19 protein-coding genes are annotated in these 21,931 nt (G+C 34.8%); 10 read left to right on the top strand and 9 right to left on the bottom strand.

Annotated elements, in window-relative coordinates:
• Position 1 precedes the first annotated feature (1 nt).
• The 5 genes from folP to AB8B52_RS11460 all read left to right on the top strand — a co-directional run bounded on the left by folP (position 2) and on the right by AB8B52_RS11460 (position 4,106).
• Positions 2-829 (top strand): dihydropteroate synthase, encoded by an 828-nt coding sequence (gene folP / locus AB8B52_RS11440; protein WP_406028209.1) that lies wholly within the window; start codon positions 2-4, stop codon positions 827-829.
• A 56-nt stretch (positions 830-885) separates the two neighbouring features.
• Complete coding sequence (locus AB8B52_RS11445) at positions 886-1,569, top strand: hypothetical protein (RefSeq protein ID WP_406028211.1); 684 nt, start codon at positions 886-888, stop codon at positions 1,567-1,569.
• 114 nt (positions 1,570-1,683) lie between these two features.
• The gene (gene cdaA / locus AB8B52_RS11450; RefSeq protein WP_406028213.1) at positions 1,684-2,466 is read left to right on the top strand and encodes a diadenylate cyclase CdaA; all 783 of its coding nucleotides are present in this window, start codon (positions 1,684-1,686) and stop codon (positions 2,464-2,466) included.
• Entirely contained in the window at positions 2,466-3,263 is a 798-nt protein-coding gene (locus tag AB8B52_RS11455) for a DUF3667 domain-containing protein (protein WP_406028215.1), read from the top strand. Before cdaA ends, AB8B52_RS11455 begins: the two co-directional genes overlap by 1 nt.
• Entirely contained in the window at positions 3,264-4,106 is an 843-nt protein-coding gene (locus AB8B52_RS11460) for a DUF3667 domain-containing protein (RefSeq protein WP_406028217.1), read from the top strand.
• Position 4,107: 1 nt separating this feature from the next.
• Here AB8B52_RS11460 and AB8B52_RS11465 read toward each other — a convergent pair whose 3' ends face one another.
• Both AB8B52_RS11465 and truA read right to left on the bottom strand, forming a co-directional pair.
• A complete protein-coding gene (locus tag AB8B52_RS11465) occupies positions 4,108-5,877 on the bottom strand; it encodes an ABC transporter ATP-binding protein (protein WP_406028219.1) in 1,770 nt (589 codons plus the stop codon).
• Between the two features lie 27 nt (positions 5,878-5,904).
• A complete protein-coding gene (gene truA / locus AB8B52_RS11470) occupies positions 5,905-6,672 on the bottom strand; it encodes a tRNA pseudouridine(38-40) synthase TruA (protein WP_406028221.1) in 768 nt (255 codons plus the stop codon).
• A gap of 108 nt (positions 6,673-6,780) precedes the next feature.
• On the opposite strand from truA, the gene AB8B52_RS11475 reads away from it, so the two are divergent.
• Positions 6,781-7,275, top strand: coding sequence for a metallophosphoesterase family protein (locus AB8B52_RS11475; RefSeq protein WP_406028223.1), 495 nt, complete (start codon positions 6,781-6,783; stop codon positions 7,273-7,275).
• Positions 7,276-7,478: 203 nt separating this feature from the next.
• Here the strand turns inward: AB8B52_RS11475 and AB8B52_RS11480 are convergent, their stop codons facing one another.
• Positions 7,479-7,889 (bottom strand): DUF4293 domain-containing protein, encoded by a 411-nt coding sequence (locus AB8B52_RS11480; RefSeq protein WP_406028245.1) that lies wholly within the window; start codon positions 7,887-7,889, stop codon positions 7,479-7,481.
• 215 nt (positions 7,890-8,104) lie between these two features.
• Here AB8B52_RS11480 and rho point away from each other — a divergent pair, with 215 nt between their 5' ends.
• The gene (gene rho / locus AB8B52_RS11485; RefSeq protein ID WP_406028225.1) at positions 8,105-9,808 is read left to right on the top strand and encodes a transcription termination factor Rho; all 1,704 of its coding nucleotides are present in this window, start codon (positions 8,105-8,107) and stop codon (positions 9,806-9,808) included.
• 64 nt (positions 9,809-9,872) lie between these two features.
• Here rho and AB8B52_RS11490 read toward each other — a convergent pair whose 3' ends face one another.
• Positions 9,873-10,331, bottom strand: coding sequence for an RNA methyltransferase (locus tag AB8B52_RS11490; RefSeq protein WP_406028227.1), 459 nt, complete (start codon positions 10,329-10,331; stop codon positions 9,873-9,875).
• 261 nt (positions 10,332-10,592) lie between these two features.
• Between AB8B52_RS11490 and AB8B52_RS11495 the strand changes: the two genes are divergently transcribed.
• Entirely contained in the window at positions 10,593-10,820 is a 228-nt protein-coding gene (locus AB8B52_RS11495; protein WP_406028229.1) for an Arm DNA-binding domain-containing protein, read from the top strand.
• Here the strand turns inward: AB8B52_RS11495 and AB8B52_RS11500 are convergent.
• On the bottom strand, positions 10,807-11,718 hold the full coding sequence (locus AB8B52_RS11500; RefSeq protein WP_406028231.1) for an IS1595 family transposase: 912 nt from the start codon (positions 11,716-11,718) through the stop codon (positions 10,807-10,809). The genes AB8B52_RS11495 and AB8B52_RS11500 overlap by 14 nt on opposite strands.
• A gap of 192 nt (positions 11,719-11,910) precedes the next feature.
• On the opposite strand from AB8B52_RS11500, the gene AB8B52_RS11505 reads away from it, so the two are divergent.
• Positions 11,911-12,270, top strand: a complete 360-nt coding sequence (locus AB8B52_RS11505) for a transposase (protein ID WP_406028247.1) — start codon at positions 11,911-11,913, stop codon at positions 12,268-12,270.
• 202 nt (positions 12,271-12,472) lie between these two features.
• On the opposite strand, the gene AB8B52_RS11510 is transcribed toward AB8B52_RS11505, so the two are convergent.
• From AB8B52_RS11510 to AB8B52_RS11525, 4 genes are read right to left on the bottom strand one after another with little or no spacing between them, the layout of a single operon-like run.
• A complete protein-coding gene (locus tag AB8B52_RS11510) occupies positions 12,473-13,978 on the bottom strand; it encodes a rhamnogalacturonan acetylesterase (RefSeq protein WP_406028233.1) in 1,506 nt (501 codons plus the stop codon).
• 14 nt (positions 13,979-13,992) lie between these two features.
• On the bottom strand, positions 13,993-16,866 hold the full coding sequence (locus tag AB8B52_RS11515) for a glycoside hydrolase family 2 TIM barrel-domain containing protein (RefSeq protein WP_406028235.1): 2,874 nt from the start codon (positions 16,864-16,866) through the stop codon (positions 13,993-13,995).
• Positions 16,866-18,224: a rhamnogalacturonan acetylesterase gene (locus AB8B52_RS11520; protein ID WP_406028237.1), complete on the bottom strand. Its 1,359-nt coding sequence runs from the start codon at positions 18,222-18,224 to the stop codon at positions 16,866-16,868. The genes AB8B52_RS11515 and AB8B52_RS11520 overlap by 1 nt, the downstream gene beginning before the upstream one ends.
• 6 nt (positions 18,225-18,230) lie before the next feature.
• The gene (locus tag AB8B52_RS11525; protein WP_406028239.1) at positions 18,231-20,369 is read right to left on the bottom strand and encodes a T9SS type A sorting domain-containing protein; all 2,139 of its coding nucleotides are present in this window, start codon (positions 20,367-20,369) and stop codon (positions 18,231-18,233) included.
• Positions 20,370-20,611: 242 nt separating this feature from the next.
• Here AB8B52_RS11525 and AB8B52_RS11530 point away from each other — a divergent pair.
• Positions 20,612-21,931 (top strand): glycoside hydrolase family 28 protein (locus AB8B52_RS11530; protein ID WP_406028241.1); only part of this gene is annotated, 1,320 nt, incomplete at its 3' end.

Consider the following 21,931-nt stretch of genomic DNA (forward strand, 5'->3'; position numbering starts at 1 on the left):
CATGACCATAAACTGCAAAGGCCATTTAATAGACTTATCCAAACCAAAAGTGATGGGTATTTTTAATGTAACACCAGATTCGTTTTACGATGGTGGCAAATACAAGGATGAAGCTGATATTTTGAATCAGGTTGAAACCATGCTGAACCATAAAGCTACGTTTATTGATATTGGAGGTTACAGCTCTCGACCTGGTGCCGACTTTGTAAGTGTTGAAGAAGAATTGAAACGTGTGATTCCTGTAGTGGAACTTATTCTAAAACATTTTCCTGAAACACTCATCTCAATTGACACCTTTAGAAGCGCTGTTGCAAAAGCAAGTGTTGAAGCCGGAGCTGCTTTAATCAATGATATTTCAGCAGGTAAATTAGACGACATGATGCTAACTACAGTTGGCAAATTGAGAGTCCCTTATCTTATGATGCATATGAAAGGGAATCCGCAAACCATGCAACAACTCACGCAATACGATGATGTATTGAAAGACATTATCGCTTATTTTGCCGAACGGATTGCTGCGGCACACCAAGAAAACATAACTGATATAATTATCGATCCTGGCTTTGGCTTTGCCAAAACGCTAGACCAAAACTTTGAATTGCTTCGTAAATTCGAATTACTTCAAATTATAGGAAAACCTATTTTAGGTGGTGTTTCTCGAAAATCCATGATTTATAAAACGCTAAATTCAAATTCTGAAAACGCACTAAACGGTACCACTGCTTTGCACATGGTAGCTTTGCAAAAAGGAGCTAAACTATTACGTGTTCATGATGTAAAAGAAGCTATGGAATGTGTGACGCTGTATAATAAACTAAATACGACCTAGCAGGTTTACAAAACCTAGCAGGTCTAAAAAACAAAACTTAAAACTACCAGAAAATAATGCGCTATTTATATCTACTTTTCATTCTATGTTGTTTCAACTGCAATAACGAACGGGTTTTAGAACTACCCGAAATTGAAAACACAGAAATCACGGAAGTTTTAGATGTGTCTCCTGCCTATATTTTTTATGATGAGACACAAACAGATTCTACGTTATTAAACCGAAAAAACCTGATTATTACAACCAACTGGTTAGTTAATGTCGATAAACGTTTAACATTAAAACAAGCGCTTCCACATATTAAATTCTTACAAGATAAAAAGCGAAATGCCGAAATGCATAAAAATGAAGAAGCAAAAAATTATTTTACTTGTAATGATACTGCTATTGAAAATTTAGGTTTTATTGAATTTACAGATATATTCTATAAAGATGAAAATCCAGATTTCATGAATTATACCATGAAGCAACCTGGAAATTATATTTTACTCAAATATCATAGCGATAACAGCATTTCAATTTCCGTATCTTATGAAGATACACGACTTAAGGTGATTGAAAAAGAACGTTTAGACAATTCCGATACTTTAAAAAAACAACTTATTGACTTAAAACCGAAGACCTTACTTTTATTTTTTGATACCAATATGAGCTTTCAAGATTACATCTCAGCAAAATCGCAGCTTTTAAAACTTGATTTGGATACTATTACCATTAGTCCTGATGAGTTTATGTATTGAATCCTATCTTTAAGACCTATCAGATTTTAAAAATAGGATAGGTCTGTAATAATGAAAACACTTTTTTCTCTTCTAATAAACATAAATTCTTAAATTAGCAGAAACACCAACCATTTGGAAAACTTACAGCTTTGGGATTTTAGATTTATAGACTTCGTGGATGTCTTCCTCGTGGCTATACTACTCTATTACATCTACAAACTTGTAAAAGGTACGGTTGCCATCAATATTTTTATCGGTATCCTTATCATTTATTTTGCTTGGCGACTTACAGACTACCTCAACATGCACATGCTCTATGGCATTTTTGATGGCTTTATGAAAGTTGGTATTATTGCCTTAATTGTTGTTTTTCAGCCTGAAATAAGAAAATTTCTTTTAATGGTCGGCTCTACCAATATTGGCGGCAAGCGCAATCTGTTTAAAAATTTTAAATTTCTTAAAAACGACGATCAAACCACCACAGATGTTGATGCCATTATCAACGCTTGTAATAAAATGGGAGCTACAAATACAGGAGCACTGATTGTTATTGAACGTAATAACAACCTAGATTTCCTTACAGATACTGGTGATGAAATGAACATTTTAGTCTCACAACCGATTATAGAAAGTATTTTTTTTAAAAATAGTCCTTTGCACGATGGTGCTGTAATTATCGACAAAAATATTGTAAAAGCCACTCGCGTTATTTTGCCTGTTAATAATGAAAAAAATATTCCTGAACGCTTTGGTTTAAGACATAGAGCTGCTGTTGGTATTACCGAAAAAACGGATGCTTTAGCCCTTTGCGTGAGTGAAGAAACGGGACAAATTTCTTACATCAAAGGAGGTGAATTTGAAATGTTTAAAAACACCGACGAGCTAAGAGATAAAATTAAACAAGATTTAGGGTAATGGATTGCAAAAATTGCCATAAAACGCTCAGAGATACCCAAAAGTTTTGTGACGACTGTGGCGCAAAAGTCATTCGGAATCGTTTGACGCCTAAAGTTCTTTTAACTCAAGTCAATGAACAATTTTTATCCCTTGATAACACCTTTTTAAGAACCTTCATAGACCTTTTTAAAAAACCCGATATTGTTATTGACGGCTATATCAATGGTACCAGAAAAAAATATATTGATGTCATTACGTTTTATGCCGTTTCCTTAACGATTTTAGGGTTTCAAATGTTTTTACTTCAAAAGCTCTTTCCTGAGTTTCTTGAATCTTCAAACAATGCTTTTACTGATAATTTTAAAGTCTCATCAGATGGCAACGACATGGCTTCTGCTAATTTTTCAAACGTCATGAACAATTATCAAGGAGTCGTTTTTTCAATATTTATGCCGCTTATGGCTATTGGCACTTGGGTGGTATTCATGGGAAAACAAAAGCACAATTATACGGAGCATGTGGTTATTAATTTATACATCGCAGCTCAAACGATATTTTTTAGTGCTATCATTTTTATCTTTTTAGCTGTAATTAATGTTTTAGATTTTTTAACAGCTACTTTTATTGTTTCTATCCCAACGATTTTATATGGTGCCTATGTTTTTAAAAAAATATATCAATCTTCATATATAAATGCACTCTTGCGCTATTTAGCAGCTTATATTATTTATATGATTGTATTTACTGTTATCATTGTCTTAATTGTAATTATAGCTTTAATATATGCACTGCTAACAGGTAAAATCAACCTTTAAATGAATTGTAAAAACTGCCATACGACCTTAGAAAAACATGACGACTATTGCAAAAATTGTGGTGGAAAAGTAATTAGAAATCGGTTGACCATTAAAAATCTGTTTGCACATTTTGGTGAAACTTATTTTAATATTGATAACACCTTTTTAAGGACATTTATAAATTTATTTAAAAAGCCAGAACTAGTTATTGGTGGTTACATTAGTGGTGTCCGGAAACGTTTTTTAAATCCCATTAGTTATTTAGCTTTAGCCATCACTATTGGTGGTGTGTATGTTATTGTTCTTAATAAGTATTTTCCCAATGCTATGGTTGAAATGTCTTCTGCTGGTATAAAAGAGCAAGAAGCGATGGCAAAACAGATAACATCAGTTTCACAAGATTACTACTCTTTAATGATGGTACTCTATATTCCTTTTTACGCCTTAATATCTCGCTTAGTATTTATAAACAAAAAAGAATTTAACTATACGGAGCATCTTGTAATGGCCATGTATATTGTTGCACAATTCTCTTTAGTCAGCTCCTTTTTAAACCTACTCCTCCTTGTAATGCAATTACCAGGAAGTTTTTTAATGAGTTTTAGCATCTTATTTCAAATAGGTTATTTTGGCTATTGCTATAAACGCTTGTACAAATTATCTATTCCAGAAATTATGCTAAAAACATTAATCTTTTTAGGCATATTATTAGCATTAATGATCGTCGGCATTATTATTTTGATTATTCTCGGGATCTTATTTCCAGATTCTCCGTTTATTCAAGAAATTCTGGAGTCGCAGCGCGGAGCTTATGAAGCTGGCAGAAAAATTGGTGAAGAAGCTGCAAAAAAGGGCACGTAATCTAAGCCACTTCAGCTTTTAAAAATTGAACTTCGTAAAGGTTTTTATAGTACCCATTTTCTTTTTCGAGAAGTGATCTGTGTGTACCTATTTCAACGATTTCGCCTGCATCCATCACAATAATTTTATCGGCTTGTTGTATCGTTGCCAATCTGTGTGCAATAACAATAGAGGTTCGTCCTTTGGTAATTTTATCTGTGGCGTCTTGTATGAGTTGTTCCGAATAAGAATCAACAGACGAAGTGGCTTCATCTAAAATTAAAATACTTGGATTGGTCACATACGCTCTTAAAAACGAAATCAATTGACGCTGACCAGAGGATAACATGACACCACGTTCTTTTACGTTATACTGATAACCGTTTGGCAAACTCGAAATAAACTCATGGATTCCAATGGCTTTGGCTGCAGTTACCACATCACCTTCAGTAATGTCATCGTTATTTAAAGTGATGTTATTCAGAATGGTATCGGCAAACAAAAACACATCTTGAAGCACAACCGCAATCTGACTTCGTAATGAACTCAACGTCATGTCTTTTATATTGGTATCATCAACCTTTATCATTCCTGAATTGATATCATAGAAACGATTCAATAAATTGATAATCGTAGATTTCCCTGCTCCTGTAGCACCAACAATGGCAACGGTTTCACCTGCTTCAACATTTAAAGAAATACCTTTTAAAACCTCTTCATCCTTCACATAAGCAAAACGCACATTTTCAAAAGCAATACGACCTTCAAAATTAGCAGCTTCAATAGTACCAGAGTCATCAATATTAGAGGTTGTATCTAGCACTTTAAACACACGGTCCGCAGCCACCATTCCCATTTGTAACGTATTGAATTTATTCGCAATTTGATTCAATGGTCTAAACAACATCGGAATAAACATGGTAAAGGAAATTAAATCTCCTAAGGTCGTTCCTACGCTTTCCGAAACAGCATCAAATCCACCAACCAAAACCACCATACCTAAGGTTAAAGACGCTAAAAATTCAGCAATTGGAAAAAAGATAGAGTTGTACCAAACCGTTTTCAACCAGCCCTTTTTATGACGCTCGTTAATGGCTTTAAAGTTTTTATACTCGGTATCTTCACGTGTGAATAATTGTAAGATTTTCATTCCTGTAACACGTTCTTGCACAAAGGAATTGAGATTAGACACTTCGGTACGTACATCTTCAAACGCACGTTTCATATATTTTTGGAAAATCTTAGTGGCAAATAAAACAATAGGTAAGGTTATAAACACGATAAGACTGAGTTTGATGTTTATAAACGCCATAAATCCGGCTACAACCAGCATTTTTAATACGTCACTAAATATCATAAAAAGCCCTTGACCAAAGATGTCTGCAATACGCTCCATATCAGTGACTGCTCTGGTAATTAAAACTCCGACGGACGATTTATCGAAATAGGTCATTTTAAATTTAAGCATGTGCTTAAACAATTTTACACGAATATCTCTCACCACAGACTGCCCTAACCAACTTGCATAGTATATAAAAAGTAATTGAGAAATCACTTCAAACAATAATAAAGCCAACATAATAAACATGTACATTACAAAACCATCATACTGCTTATTAGCGATCTTAACGTCTATAGCTTCTTTTAAAACATAAGGTCTAAACGCACCAAATAAGGCCAAACCAATGACACAAAATAGTGAAATGACAAAAACTGTACGATACGGTTTTATGTATTGCAACAGCCTTGTAAATAAGGATACGTCAAATATTTTTTTGCCTTTTTCTGCCATTTTATGCTCAACTTGTTTGTGCTGAATTTATTTCAGTAATTCAGTATTCTTCTCCATTTTTATGGTCTCTGGATATACAATTTTAACCAAATATAACCCATGAGCAGGTACCGAAAAGCCTGCTTCACTTCTATTCTTTGACGTAATAATATGGTGCAAATCGTCTACCTTCAGTTTTCCTAAACCAATATTTATCATCGTTCCGACAATAGCGCGTACCATATTTCTCAAAAAACGATCTGCTGTAATTGTAAACTGCAATTGGTTTTCGTTTTGCGTCCAATGCGCTTCCTTAATCTCACAATTATACGTTTTTACATCTGTATTCGTCTTTGAAAAGCATTGAAAATCTTTATACTGAAATAAGATGTTGCAGGCTGCATTCATCGCATCAATATCTAATGGTAATTGCACTTGATAAGCAAAATCATAGTCAAACACATTTTTTGAAGTCGAAATTTTATAATGATACGTTCTGCTGGTGGCATAAAATCGTGCATGAATTTCTGGCTTCACTTCAAAAACCGACCTTACGGCAATATCTTTTGGTAAAAAAGAATTCAGTTTATAAACTAAATCTTTGGATTCAATTGCAGTATCAAAATCGAAATGCGCAAACATTTGCGACGCGTGCACACCAGTATCCGTTCTGCCTGCTCCCATTGTAGAAATTTTAGCTTTCAAAATGGTGGATAAGGCGTTTTCTAAAACTTCTTGCACAGAAATTGCATTCGGCTGAATTTGCCAGCCATGATATGCTTTACCATTGTATGAAAGTTCGATGAAAAATCGCAATAGAAATATTACTTTTGTTATTTAACAAAGATACCTTATTCCTGCGAACGCAGGAATCTCATTAACGGAATATTTTAACCAGCTTCAAAAGCTCTAAGATTTTAAATCTTGAAAAAAATACTACTCCTATCAGACACACATAGTTATATTGACGACGCCATCCTTAAGCACGTAAAACAGGCTGACGAAGTTTGGCATGCTGGTGATATTGGTGATTTAGATGTTACGGACCAGATTAAAAGTTTAAAACCTCTGCGAGCTGTGTACGGCAATATTGATGATGCTAAAGCACGTACTGAATTTCCGCTTCACCATAGATTTATGTGCGAAAATGTAGACGTATGGATGACACATATTGGTGGCTATCCACCAAAATATAATAATCGTGTAAGAACTGAACTAGAAACACATCCACCAGATATTTTTATTACAGGCCATTCGCACATCCTAAAAGTCATGCCTGATAAAAAACTAAATCTATTACATATGAATCCTGGTGCCGCTGGCAAACATGGATTTCATAAGATACGTACCATGTTACGATTTAAAATTGATGGTAAAAACATCAAGGATTTGGAAGTTATAGAATTTAGCCCATCCTAGCCTTCCCAGAGGGAAGAAACTCTAGGCAATACGCAAAACACTTGTATTGAATTGAGAATTTTTAGAATAAAAAAACACTAATTTTTTCGTTAGAATGAGAACTCCTTCCCTCTGGGAAGGTTGGGATGGGCTTTTTTTTAAAATTAAAAAACCCAAACGGCAGCGTTTGGGTTTTTCACACTAATACTACTAAGATTTTAGGTCTATCGTAATCGATCTACAGATTTTACGAGATCTTCATCCTTTTTTATAGCCTTGTTAGCCAAGACTAAACACACAATAGAAAAAATAGGAAAAAGAATCCCAATACCTTTCTCAGAAACGTTAATTTCTCCAGATAAGTTTAGCGATTGATATACAAAGATTCCTAGTAAAATAAAGTTTAAGAATATATTGAGTCGTCCCAAAACGAATTGAGATTTCCTGTCTTTAAATCTAAATATTGAAATCAACGATAATAAAGCAGAACCTAAAAACAAACCTAGATATAAATAATTATCTAGAGCGAATATTTTCACGCCAGCGCTATCCGACCACAAATGAAATAAAAATATTAGACCTGCTGAAATTACAGCAGCTAAAAATAAATAAAGCGTTTGAATGCGTTGAATCATATCTTTCACTAAAAAAGCTTTGCAAAATTAGCAGTTTATTTTTTAAAAAGATAGAAAATGTTTTAAAATAAAATCGTATTATTGCAGGAGACAGAGGTAACATACTTAGTGACATCTATCTAATCTTCCAAATTAATCTCACTACTTTTCTTTTTATTTCATTTAGAAAACATTGAATTAATAATATCAAATTATAATACATATACAACATACGAATGTTTGAAATTTCTCAGTTAAAAGCTAAAAAACTTCCTGAATTACAGGAGATAGCTAAACAACTAAACGTACCTAAATACCGTACACAAAAAAAATTAGACTTGGTTTATCAAATTTTAGACTACCAAGCTACAAATCCTGATGCAGTTAAGGCCAAAGCTGCGGCTGAGGCACCGTCAGAGCCAAAGTCGGAACCAAATAAACCAACACCTAAACGTGCTCGCGTTCCGCAAAAACCAAAAGAAAATAAAGAACAAAAATCTTTAGAATTTACGGATAAGACTGACGACGCTAAACCAGAAACGGAAGTGCGTAAAAAACCTAATCCACGTCAACCTCAAGAGCGCAAGCCACAAGAAAATAAACCGAAAGACAACAGGTCTAAAGAGGATAAATCGGAAAACGACAAAACTAATAATAAGCCTAGAGAGCAAAAGAAACCTAATCCACGTAATGATGACAAAAGACGTCCTCAGAACAATGATAAAAGGCAACCACGCTCTAAAGATGGCAATACACACAATAACAATTCAAAAAACAATGGTAATAAAGATAGTAGAAATCGCTATCGTGAACCAGATTTTGAATTTGATGCTATTATTGAAAGTGAAGGCGTATTAGACATTATGCAAGATGGCTATGGGTTTTTAAGATCTTCGGATTACAACTACTTATCTTCACCAGACGATATTTATGTCTCTCAATCTCAAATTCGATTATTTGGATTAAAAGTTGGTGACACGGTTTTAGGCCATGTACGTCCGCCAAAGGAGGGTGAAAAATATTTTCCACTTATAAAAGTCATTCGTATCAACGGACAAAGTCCTAACGTGGTTAGAGATCGTGTGGCTTTTGAACATTTGACTCCTTTATTTCCACAGGAAAAATTTAATATTGCAGAAAAACAAGCCACGATATCTACACGTATTATGGATTTGTTTGCTCCAATAGGAAAAGGCCAACGTGGTATGATTGTATCACAACCAAAAACGGGTAAAACCATGCTTCTTAAAGATGTAGCTAATGCGATTGCCGCCAATCATCCAGAGGTTTATCAAATAATTTTATTGATTGATGAGCGTCCTGAAGAAGTTACAGACATGCAACGTAATGTGCGTGGCGAGGTGATTGCCTCTACTTTTGATAAAGAAGCACATGAACATGTAAAAATTGCAAATATCGTTTTAGAAAAAGCAAAACGTTTGGTAGAATGTGGCCATGATGTCGTCATTCTTTTAGATTCAATTACGCGTTTAGCAAGAGCTTATAACTCTGTGCAACCTGCCTCAGGTAAAATACTTTCTGGTGGTGTTGATGCTAATGCTTTACACAAACCAAAACGTTTCTTTGGTGCTGCTCGTAACATTGAAAATGGTGGGTCACTGACTATTATTGCAACTGCTTTAACAGAAACAGGTTCTAAAATGGACGAAGTAATTTTTGAAGAATTTAAAGGAACTGGTAACATGGAACTGCAGTTAGATCGTAAGATTTCTAACCGTAGAATCTTCCCTGCTATTGATTTAACATCATCAAGTACAAGACGTGACGATATTTTATTGGATGCGACTACAATACAACGTATGTGGGTGATGCGTAAGTATTTGGCTGATATGAATCCGGTTGAGGCTATGGAATTTATCAACGATCGTTTTAAGCAAACCAGAAATAACGAAGAGTTTTTAATTTCTATGAACGGCTAATCGTTTGTTAGAAGATATAAAATTAACAAACCTTGAACTTTATAGTTTGAGGTTTTTTTGTGGATTAAACTCTAGGTTTACTAGTTGCTCTATCATACATAACAATACTACCAGCAACCGCTACATTAAGACTTAACTGCGATTTAAATTTTACTAAAAAATGACTCTTTTCTATAGCCTGTTTAGATAAACCATGATCTTCAGCACCCAATACATACACACATCTTCTTGGATGATGAAATGTTTCTAAAGGTTTGGCGTCTGCATGTAATTCAACACCAACAATACGTGTGCCTTTTGGTAAGTTTCTTAAGAAATCCTCAAACGTATCGTAATGATAATATGGCATCGATTTTACAGCGTTGTGCGTATCGCATGCTTGTTTGGCATAGCGATTACCGATAGTAAAAATAAAACTTGCTCCAAGGTTTTGAGCAGATCTCCAAAGTACACCTAAGTTTTCTGGTGTTTTACCGTTTTGTATGCCTATGCCGTAAAATTCATTTATAAGATTATCATTCATATGATAAAACTAAAAAAGTCTTCCATAAAATGAAAGACTTATTTTAAGTAGTAGCGGGAACTGGACTCGAACCAGTGACCTTCGGGTTATGAGCTTTATCTTCACAATACCCAAATTACACCAAAATACTATAAAACCTACTCTTTACCAGACTTTTAATAAAACTTGATGTTAAATAATATCAATTAAATGTAAATTATTCTGTACCTATTCTGTACCCATTCAAATATATTTCTTAACTTTTTCAAAGATGAGATAATTATGGCTAGTATCAAAATAGTACGACGCAAAAACAAGCAAAGGAAAGATGGAACTGCTCCTTTAGCTCTTAGAATTAGCAAAGATTATAAAACTAATTATTGCTTCCTAGGTCAATATGTCCTTGAAAAGGATTGGAATGCTGATGAAGGAAGAGTAAGAAAATCTCGTCATAATTCAAAAAAACTGAATAATTTTTTTGTATATCCGTTATTATTTATAATCCTGTAATGTTAGCTATAACTAGCCTATCGAAGATTCGCTCACCAAAATACCTGCGATTGAGCTTATAAACAAACTCATTTAGATATAATTGCAAATATTTTCTCTTGATTTTATGGTAATTGCCTACAAAATTACGTTTGGCGTTACTTATTGCTATATGTACCCATTTTAGGGTTTCTTTTGTTGTTGTTTCGCTTGATTTTTCACTAATGTGTATTTCTACAAAATCAGCAATATTAACATAAGATGTGCTCTGGTCTGTAAAAACAATAACCTGCTCTTGGTCAATTGCGTTTTCAAAGGTATGATCTGTACCATCTGCTTTGTGGTCGTCTAATACTTTTGCCTTAAAATAACGACATTGACGTTCTACTTTTCCTGTGTCTAAATCCTTAAGAACTGTACTTTCTGCCATTATCATTACATTGGATTTTGTTTTACTGCCTCGTCCTGCTTTTTGTGTTTTATGCTCATTTTCTGAAGCTTCTATGGTAAAGTAGCCTTCGTCCATTTCTATCATGCCCTCAAGTGTATATCTATCATCCCTATTTCCCATAGCTTTTCTCAATTTATGGACCATAGCCCAAACTGGCTCATAGCGTTTCAATCCCAACTGACGCTGTATCTCTTTTGAGGAAAAACCTTTCTTGGTCGCCGTTAACAGGAACATGGTTTTATACCAAATCAAAAATGAAAGATTAGAACTCTGCATAATCGTTCCACTACGAAGAGACGTGCGACTTCTACATTTTTTACATTCATAACTCCATTGACTTTTTATCCAATAATGCTCTGTATGCGAGCAACGTTTACAAACAACACCTAACTTGTCCCATTCTTCTTTAAAATGTGTACGACAGGCTTCTTCGCTGTCAAATTCCGCTGTAAAACTAAAAATATTCATAACTTGCTTTTCCTTAAAGATAATGATAATTTATCAATTATGATTGTTTACGGATATACAAATATTATATCTTCTGAGGTAACTTTTAATAGCTTGTTCAGAACTTTATTTGTCAATTTGAATTTATATGATTGACTTTAATTTAGAGTAAATTTTATTATAAATTAGCTACATAGTTACTTTATTAAAGCGATTTATCAAGCCGACAATCTAGATTTAGACGCAGAAACCCTGACTATTTTTAAACAAAATTGGGAAGATAAATACATGTCTGCCGTACAATCTTGGAGAAATAATTGGGACAATTTAACCGCATTTTTAAGCTATCTCAAAGAAATACGAAAACTCATTTACACCACTAATATCATAGAAAGTTTTAATGCTAGCTTAAGAAAGTATACCAGAAATAAAAAGGTATTTCTTAATGATGATGCCGCTTTAAAATTAACCAATTTAGCAGCACAAGCCATCCGTAAAAAATGGAAGAAAGCTAGATTTAAATGGGATCAAATTTACAATCAATTGTATATTTGTTTTCCAAATAGGTTATAATGGCAACTTTTTAACCTGCTAATTTTGAAATTATTTTTCTTAAACACAAAATCCTGGAGAGACTCTCATCTACTAAAACTAACCTTTACTTATAATATTAAAAAAGCTCAAACATCTCTGTATAAGCTTTTGTATTTCTTATTATAGATTCTTTACGGTACTAGAATAATATAGTGGTAGTCATCCTAAAACACGGAAGTAATTAATCTTCTATAAAAACACAGCCTCTTAAACCAATGGCTTTGGCTTGCTTTAAATACGCTGCAAACAGCTTTGCGGTATGTTTAGCACCTTCTAGCCCTGTGTGTGTATGATCTTTAGGAAAAAAAGGCTTCACGTTTTCTTTACCTAATTTTTGGTAACTTTTAGCAACCATATCGCTAAGGTCTACAAACAGCGTTTTTTCTGCCTCAGCAACCTGTTTAGCCCATTTTACAAACGTACTATCTCGTTGTTCTACAACACCGTTTGCCCATTCGTTTCTGGGAGTAATACTTAATACAATTGGTATGGCTCCTTTGTCTCGTGTTTCGCGTATCATTTTTGTTAAATACCAACCATAGCTGTGCACCGTTTCTGTAACGCTATCTTTTGTCACCTCTTGAGTTTTGTTTCCGATACCTTTAATAGAACCTCGGTATTTGGCTTGATCAATTTTTCCGGCGTCATTATGTCCAAATTGAATAAACACAATATCATCTGCTGTAAATTCTTTTTTAGCAGCATCCCATAAGCCTTCATTTACAAAGGTTCTTGAGCTTCTTCCACCTCTGGCTTTATTTATAATGTTAACTTGTGTTGTATCGCAAAATTGCGGAAACGGAACCCCCCAACCAACGGCCTCCTTTTTGCCATTGTTTGCCATGGTAGAGTCGCCAATAAGAAAGATGTTTTTCTTTTTAGGGTAGCTAATGCTAACGTTCTCTTTAAAATAATCTGTAATAGCATTGTCAGTTTGCTTTAGCGCATCTACAATGATTTCTGCTGCCATGGCAGCACCTTTTGCCGATGTATGGGTATGATCTCTTTTATAAAAATAGGTTCCGGTAACCTTTTCTTCTCCTAAGACTTCTAGCTGTTTTGCCATTTCATCATTTAGGTTAATAAAGGTAATATTGTTTCTCTCAGCAATTTGTTTTGCCCATAAACCATAAGAGGTGTCATTTCTTGGTACGCTACCCTTTACCCATTTGTTTCTTGGTATAGGTGACATAATTATAGGTGTTGCGCCTTTAGCTTTGGCGTCTTTTACAATTTTTTCGATGTACCAACCGTAGCTATGGACAATTTCATGGTCGCCAGTAATAAGGTTATTTATTTCTTGAGTTTCGTCTCCGATACCTTTTATTGTGCCTCTTGCTCTAATGGTGTCATTAACTGGGCTGTTATCATTATGTCCAAACTGAATTAAAACATAATCGCCTGCTACCAATTTGGCATCTACAGCATCCCATAAACCTAAATTTTGATACGTACGACTACTGGTACCGCCAAGTGCGTGGTTTTCTATCTTTACTTTACTGCTGTCTAAAAACTGACCTATAAAATCCCCCCAGCCCCAAAGACCACCATAACCATCGCCTTTTCCATTTTTTACAGTAGAATCCCCTACGGTATAAAGCGTCGGTTTAAGATTTAATGTTTTTGGTTTACAACAAAGTAAAATGCTAGTTAAACTAAAAATTACTAATAATTGTACTTTTTTCATTTGTATGTATTGTTTTACTTTTTATACGTGTTAAAATCAAACCACAAGGTCATTGGTATGCCAGCATCTCCATTTTTAATTCTGATATTAGTTGGCTGACTATCTGGGCCTTGGTGTTCTATAGGTTTAAATGATCGCATTGCAGGAATTTCATACAAAAAAGAAAGGTTTCCTTCTGGAAATTCTGGTTGCGGGTATGCTTTTGAGACCATGTTTTTAGGCAAATCTGGTGTAAATAATCTTAAAAACAACTTGTCGTTTTCACTAAAAAAAGTAAAATCTCCTTTCGTAGTTTTTAAGTTTGCGGCTATAAAATTAGCGTGATAGCCCTTAAATTCTGGATACACTAAATTGTCAAAACTTTCGCCTGTGACGGTTTGGTTATAGTCTTTTTCCCAAAGCCCAAATGTAGTGCCTTTTTGTCTATTTTTCCATACATGATAAGGGCCGTTGCCTAACCATTTCATTCCTTTAACCCCGTCTTCAGGAAAATCAAAAGTAACTCCAAATAGATTGATATTCCCTTCAAAAAATGCGCCATCAAAACCATTGTTTCTTCCTGCATTTTTAAGAAAAACAAATTCCACCTTTAATTTCCCATCGTTAAAGAGTGTCCATTTTGCTGAATGAATCCCTCCTTTATAATGTAGGGTACAAATGGCAGCATCTTTTGTTTCTTGTACCTCAACCGATTTCACTTCTGCCTTCATGCCTATAGGTTTAGGGCCATTGTTAAAAGGCACATCGCCTTGGCGATTGCTTACCGAAATAATTTCGCCTGTTGTAGCATTTAACAAAAGCTTTACAGAAGCGCTGCTTAACAGAACAGTATCGGCGGTTTTTTGCGCAGTAACATTAGTTTCTATATCTGTTGAAGGGATGAGTTTATGTGCGTAATAAGGTGCTCTGTGAATGGGCCAGGTCCAAGTGTAAATTTCGCGACCAAAGGCATCATTTGCCGTTATTTCTAGCCAATCGCCTTCAAAAAAGTTAGCTGGCACATCAAACTGAATGCGTTGCGTTTCTCCAGGTGGTATGCTTGTAATTTCAATGCTGTTAGATGCTATAGTTTCTGTTTTGGCAGTTGTATTTATGGCCTCTTTGCTTGCTTTTACCACACGGTATTTTAATTGACAGGTATTTAAATTGGTGTAGATATAATCGTTAGTTACTAAAAAAGAACCGTCGAATTTTTGGGTGATGTTTTTAGGTTTAAACTGAATGGGTGCCCAGATTTCTTTGATACTAAAAAAACTGCCTTCTTTTTCTCTATGCGGCCCTAACACGCCATCTGCCGCTAAATTTCCTTTAGAATCGTATTTTTCTGGTCCTGTCCAATCAGTTCTTAACACCGCTTCATCTAACAATGCCCACATAAAACCACCGGCAAACAAATCACTTTCTTTAAAACGTTTCCAGAAATCTTCTAAACCAGCACCCAAACCATTGTCATAAGTGCCGTGCATAAATTCTGTAGGAAAAAAGACATTTTCACCATTTTTAAAACGGTGCATTCCTGTTAGATAGGTTGGGTAATGGTGGGTGTCCCAACCATCAAAATCTGACCAAGGGTGAATCACAATTCTGTTTTGTGGATCGTTTTCTTTAAAAATAGGATCGATTTTATAATTCCATCCCCCTTCATTTCCATGATCCCAAATAATCACAGAAGGATGGTTAACATCTCGCTGCACCATTTCTTTGATAAGTTTCGTACCTGTTTTTGTGTCGTATCCATTTTGCCAACCAGATAATTCGTCTAATACAAATAACCCTAAAGAATCACAAACTTCTAAAAAATGAGTGTCTGGTGGATAATGCGTTCTTACCGCATTCATATTCATATCTTTAATAAGATTAACATCTAATTCGCTAATTATTTTATCTGTACTCCTACCCGATTCTGGCCAAATCACATGTCGGCTAATCCCCTTCATGATTATCTTTTTGCCATTTACATAAATACCATCTTTTTTAATAAACTCTAAGGTTCTAAAACCGATTTTTGTTTTGTATGTATGGATTGTTTTTCTCCCTTTTTTTAACGATACTATTAGCTCATATAAATTCGGATGTTCTGGACTCCAAGTTTTTACATTTTTCCATTTTGCAGTTATGGTCTGTTTTTCAGTTTTAGAATCTACCTTAAATCTATAGGTTTTCATCTTTTTAGAACAACCTACAGCTTGTATCGTGGCAGTGATTACAGCATCACTAGGTGCATTTTCCAAGTGAACATCTGCATAAAACGACCCGTCCATTTTTGCATCAACAGCTACATGATCGATATGTGTTTTTGGTGTAACCTCTAACCAAACGGGTCTGTAGATTCCTCCAAACAACCACCAATCCGCCTTACGTTCTGCGGCATTGACCGATTTGTTGCCAGAATGTTTAGAAACATGTACTTCTAACAAATTTTCTGAATCGTAGTTTAATAAAGAGCTGATATTGTATTTAAATTCATAAAAACCACCTTGATGAATTTCACCTGCCAATTGTCCGTTTACTTTGACTTCTGTATCTGTCATCGCACCACCAAAAACGATGGTGACATTTTTGTCTTTATACGCATTAGGAACCTTAAATTTATACTTGTAAAACCCCTCTTCTTTACTCGGTTCTTTTTGTTTAAGTTCTTTATACCAGCGTCCATAGGTATATTCTCCAAACCCTTCTAACTCCCAGTTAGAAGGCACATTTATAGTGGTCCATTCTTTACTGTTGTTCCCGTCTGTGCACATGAAGTCCCATTGTACAGGGTGTTTAAAGTCTTTTCCAGATAAGTATATTTTTGCTGTTTCTTGCGACACAACTACTTGACTAAAAAGTAAAAGGATTACAATATAGGGGACTATTTTATTTGTGTGGTTTAATAATAGCTTCATTAGTTTCCTTCAGGTTTAGTGTTTTCAAATCTTAAGCTCATAGGCAAGGTCCAACTGCTAAAATTATTAGGCTTTCTTGGATTGTAAATAGATACGTTGACTTTTAAGTAATCCGTTAAATTTAGGTTTAAATCTCGAATACCTTTTACAATACATCTTGCAATTTCATTAGCGCCAAAACTATTAAAATGTGTATTGTCTTTTAAGGCTCTAGTTTGGTTATGAAATGTGTTTGCTGGGTAATGTACAAATCCTTTTTTAGAATCTTCTATACCCCAGCTTTCATATAAAGCTGTCGTCATTTTTGTAAGGTCAATAAGCGGTACATCAAAATCTGTAGCCACTTTACGCATGGCTTCAGGGAATTCGCCATGGGTGTTAATTAACTGACCTTGGTTATTAAATAAACGTCTTTGCGTTGGTGTTACAAGAATAGGAATGCCGCCTTTTGCTCTTATCTTAGTAATGTACGCTTTTAGTGAATTGGTATAAGACAGCCACGGTCCTTTGTCCTTGCCTTTTTGTTTTTCGTCGTTGTGACCAAACTCAATAATAACAATATCTTCGTTTTGTAATTGCGACAGTATTTTATCTAAGCGTTTACGAGATTTAAACGAGCTCAAAGAAGCACCTGATGAAGCGTAATTGGCAACAACAATAGTTGTATTGAGGTAGGCTGTTATAAATTGGCCCCAAGATGCCCAAGGCTCAAGATCTTGGTCGGCAACCGTAGAATCTCCTGCTAAAAAAAGTGTTTTAATAGGGGCTGTTTTTTCGATTTCTATTTTTTGAATGGCAACATCGCCTAAAAATTCAAGACTTAGTTTGTCGTCCCAGTTAAGCGTGTTGACCTCTCTTGTTTTAAGTTGTATGCTTGAGGTCTTATTTATGTTAACACTCCTTAAATTTACATTTAACATTATTTCTTTTTGTGTGCCTTTTTTAAGCGGTAATTCTTTTAGCATTAAGCGTCTAGACTCTGCTTTAATTGTTGTGTTTGTCGCCTTTTTAGGGCTTCCTACTGTAACCTTAATTTTATAATTGCCTTCCGCTAATTTTACCGAAAAATAAAAGCCTTTTACAGCCGAGATGCCATCTGCTTTTACATTAATATTAGCAGCAGTATCAAAATCAAAACCATAGCCAAGAGTACTGTTGTACTGTAATGGCGAGCTAATAAGGATGCCTTTGTCTTTGGTTTTTTTGCTTCCAAATAAAAAGGTTTGTTTAGGTTTTAAATTATTATTTGAGGCCGCGTCTATAGTTGTGTTATACCCTGTCGTTTTTGGATAAACACAATGTAGTGTACTAAGAAATAAAAAGCTGATGAGGCAAAGTGTGTTTAAATTCGTCTTCATTAACTATTAGTTTCTTATGAGTTTAACAGTTTTACTAATAGCGCCAGATTTTAATACCAGCATATAAACACCAGTTTTAAGTTCTGAAATATTTACAGTGCTATGTAATTGCGAAGCGGTTGGTGCCTCAAATGTTTTTGTCATTACAAGGGCGCCATACATATTATAAATGCTAATATTAACAGCTATATTGGTGTCTAAAATGCCATTTATGGTCAAAAAGCCACTGCTGTTTGGGTTAGGATATACTTTAAGATTGGTCTTAATAGGCTCAGCATTATCAGTAGATAATGTGGCGAGAGGCGTTACATAAATATTTGGTGCCTCTGGCGCTTCCATACCATGGCCTAAGTAAAAACTTGTATGTGCAGGTTGGTTATAACCCACGTTTTGCCATGCTATACTTGTGCGGTATAAGGGGTCGTGCATTAGCGAGAAAATTCTATGCGAAGTTTCATTGGGTGTCGTAAAAATATTTAGGGCGGTATTTGTGCTATTTCTATAGATAATTTCTTCTCTCCAATCTCCCAAAACATCTGCTATTAAACATGGATTAGATTTTGTGCCATTATTACTTACTGAATCACCAAAATTATAAGTTGTTAAAACTCTATCTGTAGATTGTGTAACAGAATTCCATTTTGTTATAACAGTTCGGTCAACAAGTTCTCGTAATAAATCTCCATCATACCAAGCACACATATTATAAGTACGACCGTTTCCAGCTGTTGTAGGATAGGTTGTCGTAATTAATTCACCTGTAGCGCTGTAAACTCCAGTTCCGTTTGAGCTCCAACTTTCAGCACCTAAGTAATCGGGGTTTATATCTGCTGTAATACCACGACCAATATCTCCACCTCCTGCAACACTCCAAAGTACAGAACCTGTCAACGGATCTCTGAAATCCATTGCAGGTATTGTTGTTCCGTTAGCAACCTCATGAACCATAAAATATTCTAATCCGTCTCTGTTTGGGTTAAAATTCCCTAAATGACTTGCGTCGCCATGACCAAAAGCTGTTGAGTATAAAACAGTTCCGTTATCATCGATTGCACAAGAGCCATATTGAATTTCATCCTTGCCGTCATTATCAACATCACCTACTGTTATATTATGATTTCCTTGTGCAAAACAACTACTATTTTCAGTAACATTGGTATCAAAAACCCAACGATTAGTGAGTTGACCATCTCTGTAATCAAAAGCAGCAAGAACGACTCTGGTATAATAGCCTCGGGCAAAAACTAAACTAGGTCGTTCTCCATCTAAATAAGCAATGCATGCTAAAAAGCGATCCACTCTATTGCCATAATTATCTCCCCAACTAGATACAGAACCCCTTGCAGGTATATAATCTTGAGAAGTAATAAAGGTACCAGTTTCACCTGAAAATAAACTAAAATATTCTGGACCAGTTAAAATTCTGCCTTGTGAATTTCTATAGTCTGCATTGGCATCGCCTAGAATTGTGCCAGTTGAATCCATTGTGCCATCTGCTGTTTTACAGGCTATTTCAGCCTTTCCATCACCATCTAAATCATAAACCATAAATTGTGTGTAATGTGCACCAGATCTAATATTTTTTCCTAAATCAATAGTCCATAAAAGGGTGCCATCCATTTCTAGACCTTGTAAAATTGTGTTTCCCGTGTAGCCGTCGTGAGCATTATCCTTAGAATTAGAAGGTGTCCATTTTAAAACAATCTCATAATCTCCATCACCATCCAAATCCCCTACTGACGCATCATTTGCACTATAACTATAATTTAAATTGTCTGGAGTTGTGCCACCCGCAGGTGCACTAATAGGAATACTTTTAAAAAAGGTCGTCCAAACTTCGGCAGGCTCAGAAAGCGCTTGTTCAGTTCCATTTATTATTGCAGCTACGCTATAAGTCTCATCTGTAGCAATGGTATCAATAAGATTACTAGCACCTGTTATAGGGGTAGCGTTTACTAATGTGCTACCTCTATATACATTATAAGAAATATCTTCAGAAAATTCTGTTCCAAAAATTCTCCAACTCACTAAAACATTGTTTGGGTCAGTCCGCACTGCTAAAACACCACGATTTAAATTTTCCATTTGTTTTTGAGAAAAACTAAATTGCGAAAACATAATTATTACAAGTAGAAATTGTTTCATAAAGTGAAATTTATATTGCTTTGGTAATTTAAATGCTGAGGCAGGCATAACAATTTGAACGATCAGGCTACTTAAAAATAGAATTAATCAAATTTACTAAAGTAAGAATGTAATACTATCCTGTGCTATGATGCGTTTAAATTAATACTTAAAATATCTAAGAGAAAGGTTATTACCCTGTAAGAACAGGATACCTTTATGTTAAAGCTTTTGTAATTTTCAATTTGTAAAAATTTGCTTAAATGAGTATGAGAAAACTTTCATTAATTTTATTTGTAACAACATGTTTATTAGTCTCTTGTAAAGAAAATGAATCTTTATTAAACCCAGAATTATCGAAAAATTCGTTAAAGCCAGACTGGGTAGATAAAGTGGGGTCTAAAGATTTTACCCTTAAAAAAGATGTTTTTTATGTAAATGATTATGGTGCGGTGAATGATGGAAAAACATTAAACACTGTTGCTATTCAAAAAACTATCGATGCTTGTGCGGAAAATGGTGGTGGTATTGTCAGCTTTCAACCAGGAGCCTATTTAACAGGTTCGATTTTTATCAGTAAAAACATCGAATTTATTGTACCTAAAGGCGTTACCATTAAAGGAAGTGAAAACATCAAAGATTACAAAGAAATTGATACTCGTATTGCAGGAATTGAAATGAAATGGCCTGCTGCGTTAATTAATGTTCGCAATCAAAAAAATGTAATTGTTAGAGGGGAAGGAACTATTGATGGACAAGGAAAAGTGTACTGGGATTATTACTGGGATTTAAGAAAAAACGACTACGAGCCAAGGGGTTTGCGTTGGATTGTTGATTATGACGCCAAAAGACCAAGAACAATTTTAATATCGAATTCTGAGAATGTGTTTTTAAAAGATTTGAACGTACAACGCGCAGGTTTCTGGACGGTTCAAGTACTCTATTCTCAATACATCACTGTTGATGGTTTAAAAATCAAAAACAATATTGGCGGACATGGTCCAAGTACAGACGGGATTGATATAGATTCTTCCAAATGGATTTTAGTACAGAATTGTGATATCGACTGTAATGATGATAATTTTTGCTTAAAAGCAGGAAGAGATTGGGATGGACAACGTGTAAATAGATCTACAGAATATGTTGTTATTAGAGATTGTATTGCCAGACAAGGTGCAGGATTGTTTACCCTTGGTAGCGAAACGTCGGGTAGTATTAGACATGTATATGTTTCTAACATCAAAGGTTTAGGTACAAAAAATGGATTGAACATTAAATCTGCAACAAACAGAGGCGGAACTGTTGAAGACATTTATTTAGAAAACATTAAAATGGATAGTGTACGAACTTTTATGGAGGTTTCTATGAACTGGAACCCTAACTATAGCTACTCAAAATTACCAAAAGAGTTTCATAAAGATTCTATACCACCGCATTGGACAAAAATGTTACAACGAATTGAGCCACCATCAAAAGGAATTCCAACATTTAAAAACATTACCTTAAATAACATCGAAGTTAAAGGCGCTAAAACAGCCATAAATGTTATTGGTTTAGAAAGTTCTGTAATAGATAATATCACC

This window comes from Winogradskyella sp., assembly GCF_045105575.1.
Lineage (GTDB): Bacteria > Bacteroidota > Bacteroidia > Flavobacteriales > Flavobacteriaceae > Winogradskyella.

What these genes read in the sequence shown, in the direction of transcription:
- AB8B52_RS11445 (WP_406028211.1), top strand. Translation starts at nt 886, where the DNA reads ATGCGCTATTTATATCTACTTTTCATTCTATGTTGTTTCAACTGCAAT.
- AB8B52_RS11455 (WP_406028215.1), top strand. Translation starts at nt 2,466, where the DNA reads ATGGATTGCAAAAATTGCCATAAAACGCTCAGAGATACCCAAAAGTTT.
- AB8B52_RS11525 (WP_406028239.1), bottom strand. Translation starts at nt 20,369, where the DNA reads ATGAAACAATTTCTACTTGTAATAATTATGTTTTCGCAATTTAGTTTT.
- rho (WP_406028225.1), top strand. Translation starts at nt 8,105, where the DNA reads ATGTTTGAAATTTCTCAGTTAAAAGCTAAAAAACTTCCTGAATTACAG.
- AB8B52_RS11495 (WP_406028229.1), top strand. Translation starts at nt 10,593, where the DNA reads ATGGCTAGTATCAAAATAGTACGACGCAAAAACAAGCAAAGGAAAGAT.
- AB8B52_RS11500 (WP_406028231.1), bottom strand. Translation starts at nt 11,718, where the DNA reads ATGAATATTTTTAGTTTTACAGCGGAATTTGACAGCGAAGAAGCCTGT.
- AB8B52_RS11520 (WP_406028237.1), bottom strand. Translation starts at nt 18,224, where the DNA reads ATGAAGACGAATTTAAACACACTTTGCCTCATCAGCTTTTTATTTCTT.
- AB8B52_RS11465 (WP_406028219.1), bottom strand. Translation starts at nt 5,877, where the DNA reads ATGGCAGAAAAAGGCAAAAAAATATTTGACGTATCCTTATTTACAAGG.
- AB8B52_RS11460 (WP_406028217.1), top strand. Translation starts at nt 3,264, where the DNA reads ATGAATTGTAAAAACTGCCATACGACCTTAGAAAAACATGACGACTAT.
- AB8B52_RS11490 (WP_406028227.1), bottom strand. Translation starts at nt 10,331, where the DNA reads ATGAATGATAATCTTATAAATGAATTTTACGGCATAGGCATACAAAAC.
- AB8B52_RS11515 (WP_406028235.1), bottom strand. Translation starts at nt 16,866, where the DNA reads ATGAAGCTATTATTAAACCACACAAATAAAATAGTCCCCTATATTGTA.
- AB8B52_RS11510 (WP_406028233.1), bottom strand. Translation starts at nt 13,978, where the DNA reads ATGAAAAAAGTACAATTATTAGTAATTTTTAGTTTAACTAGCATTTTA.
- AB8B52_RS11480 (WP_406028245.1), bottom strand. Translation starts at nt 7,889, where the DNA reads ATGATTCAACGCATTCAAACGCTTTATTTATTTTTAGCTGCTGTAATT.
- folP (WP_406028209.1), top strand. Translation starts at nt 2, where the DNA reads ATGACCATAAACTGCAAAGGCCATTTAATAGACTTATCCAAACCAAAA.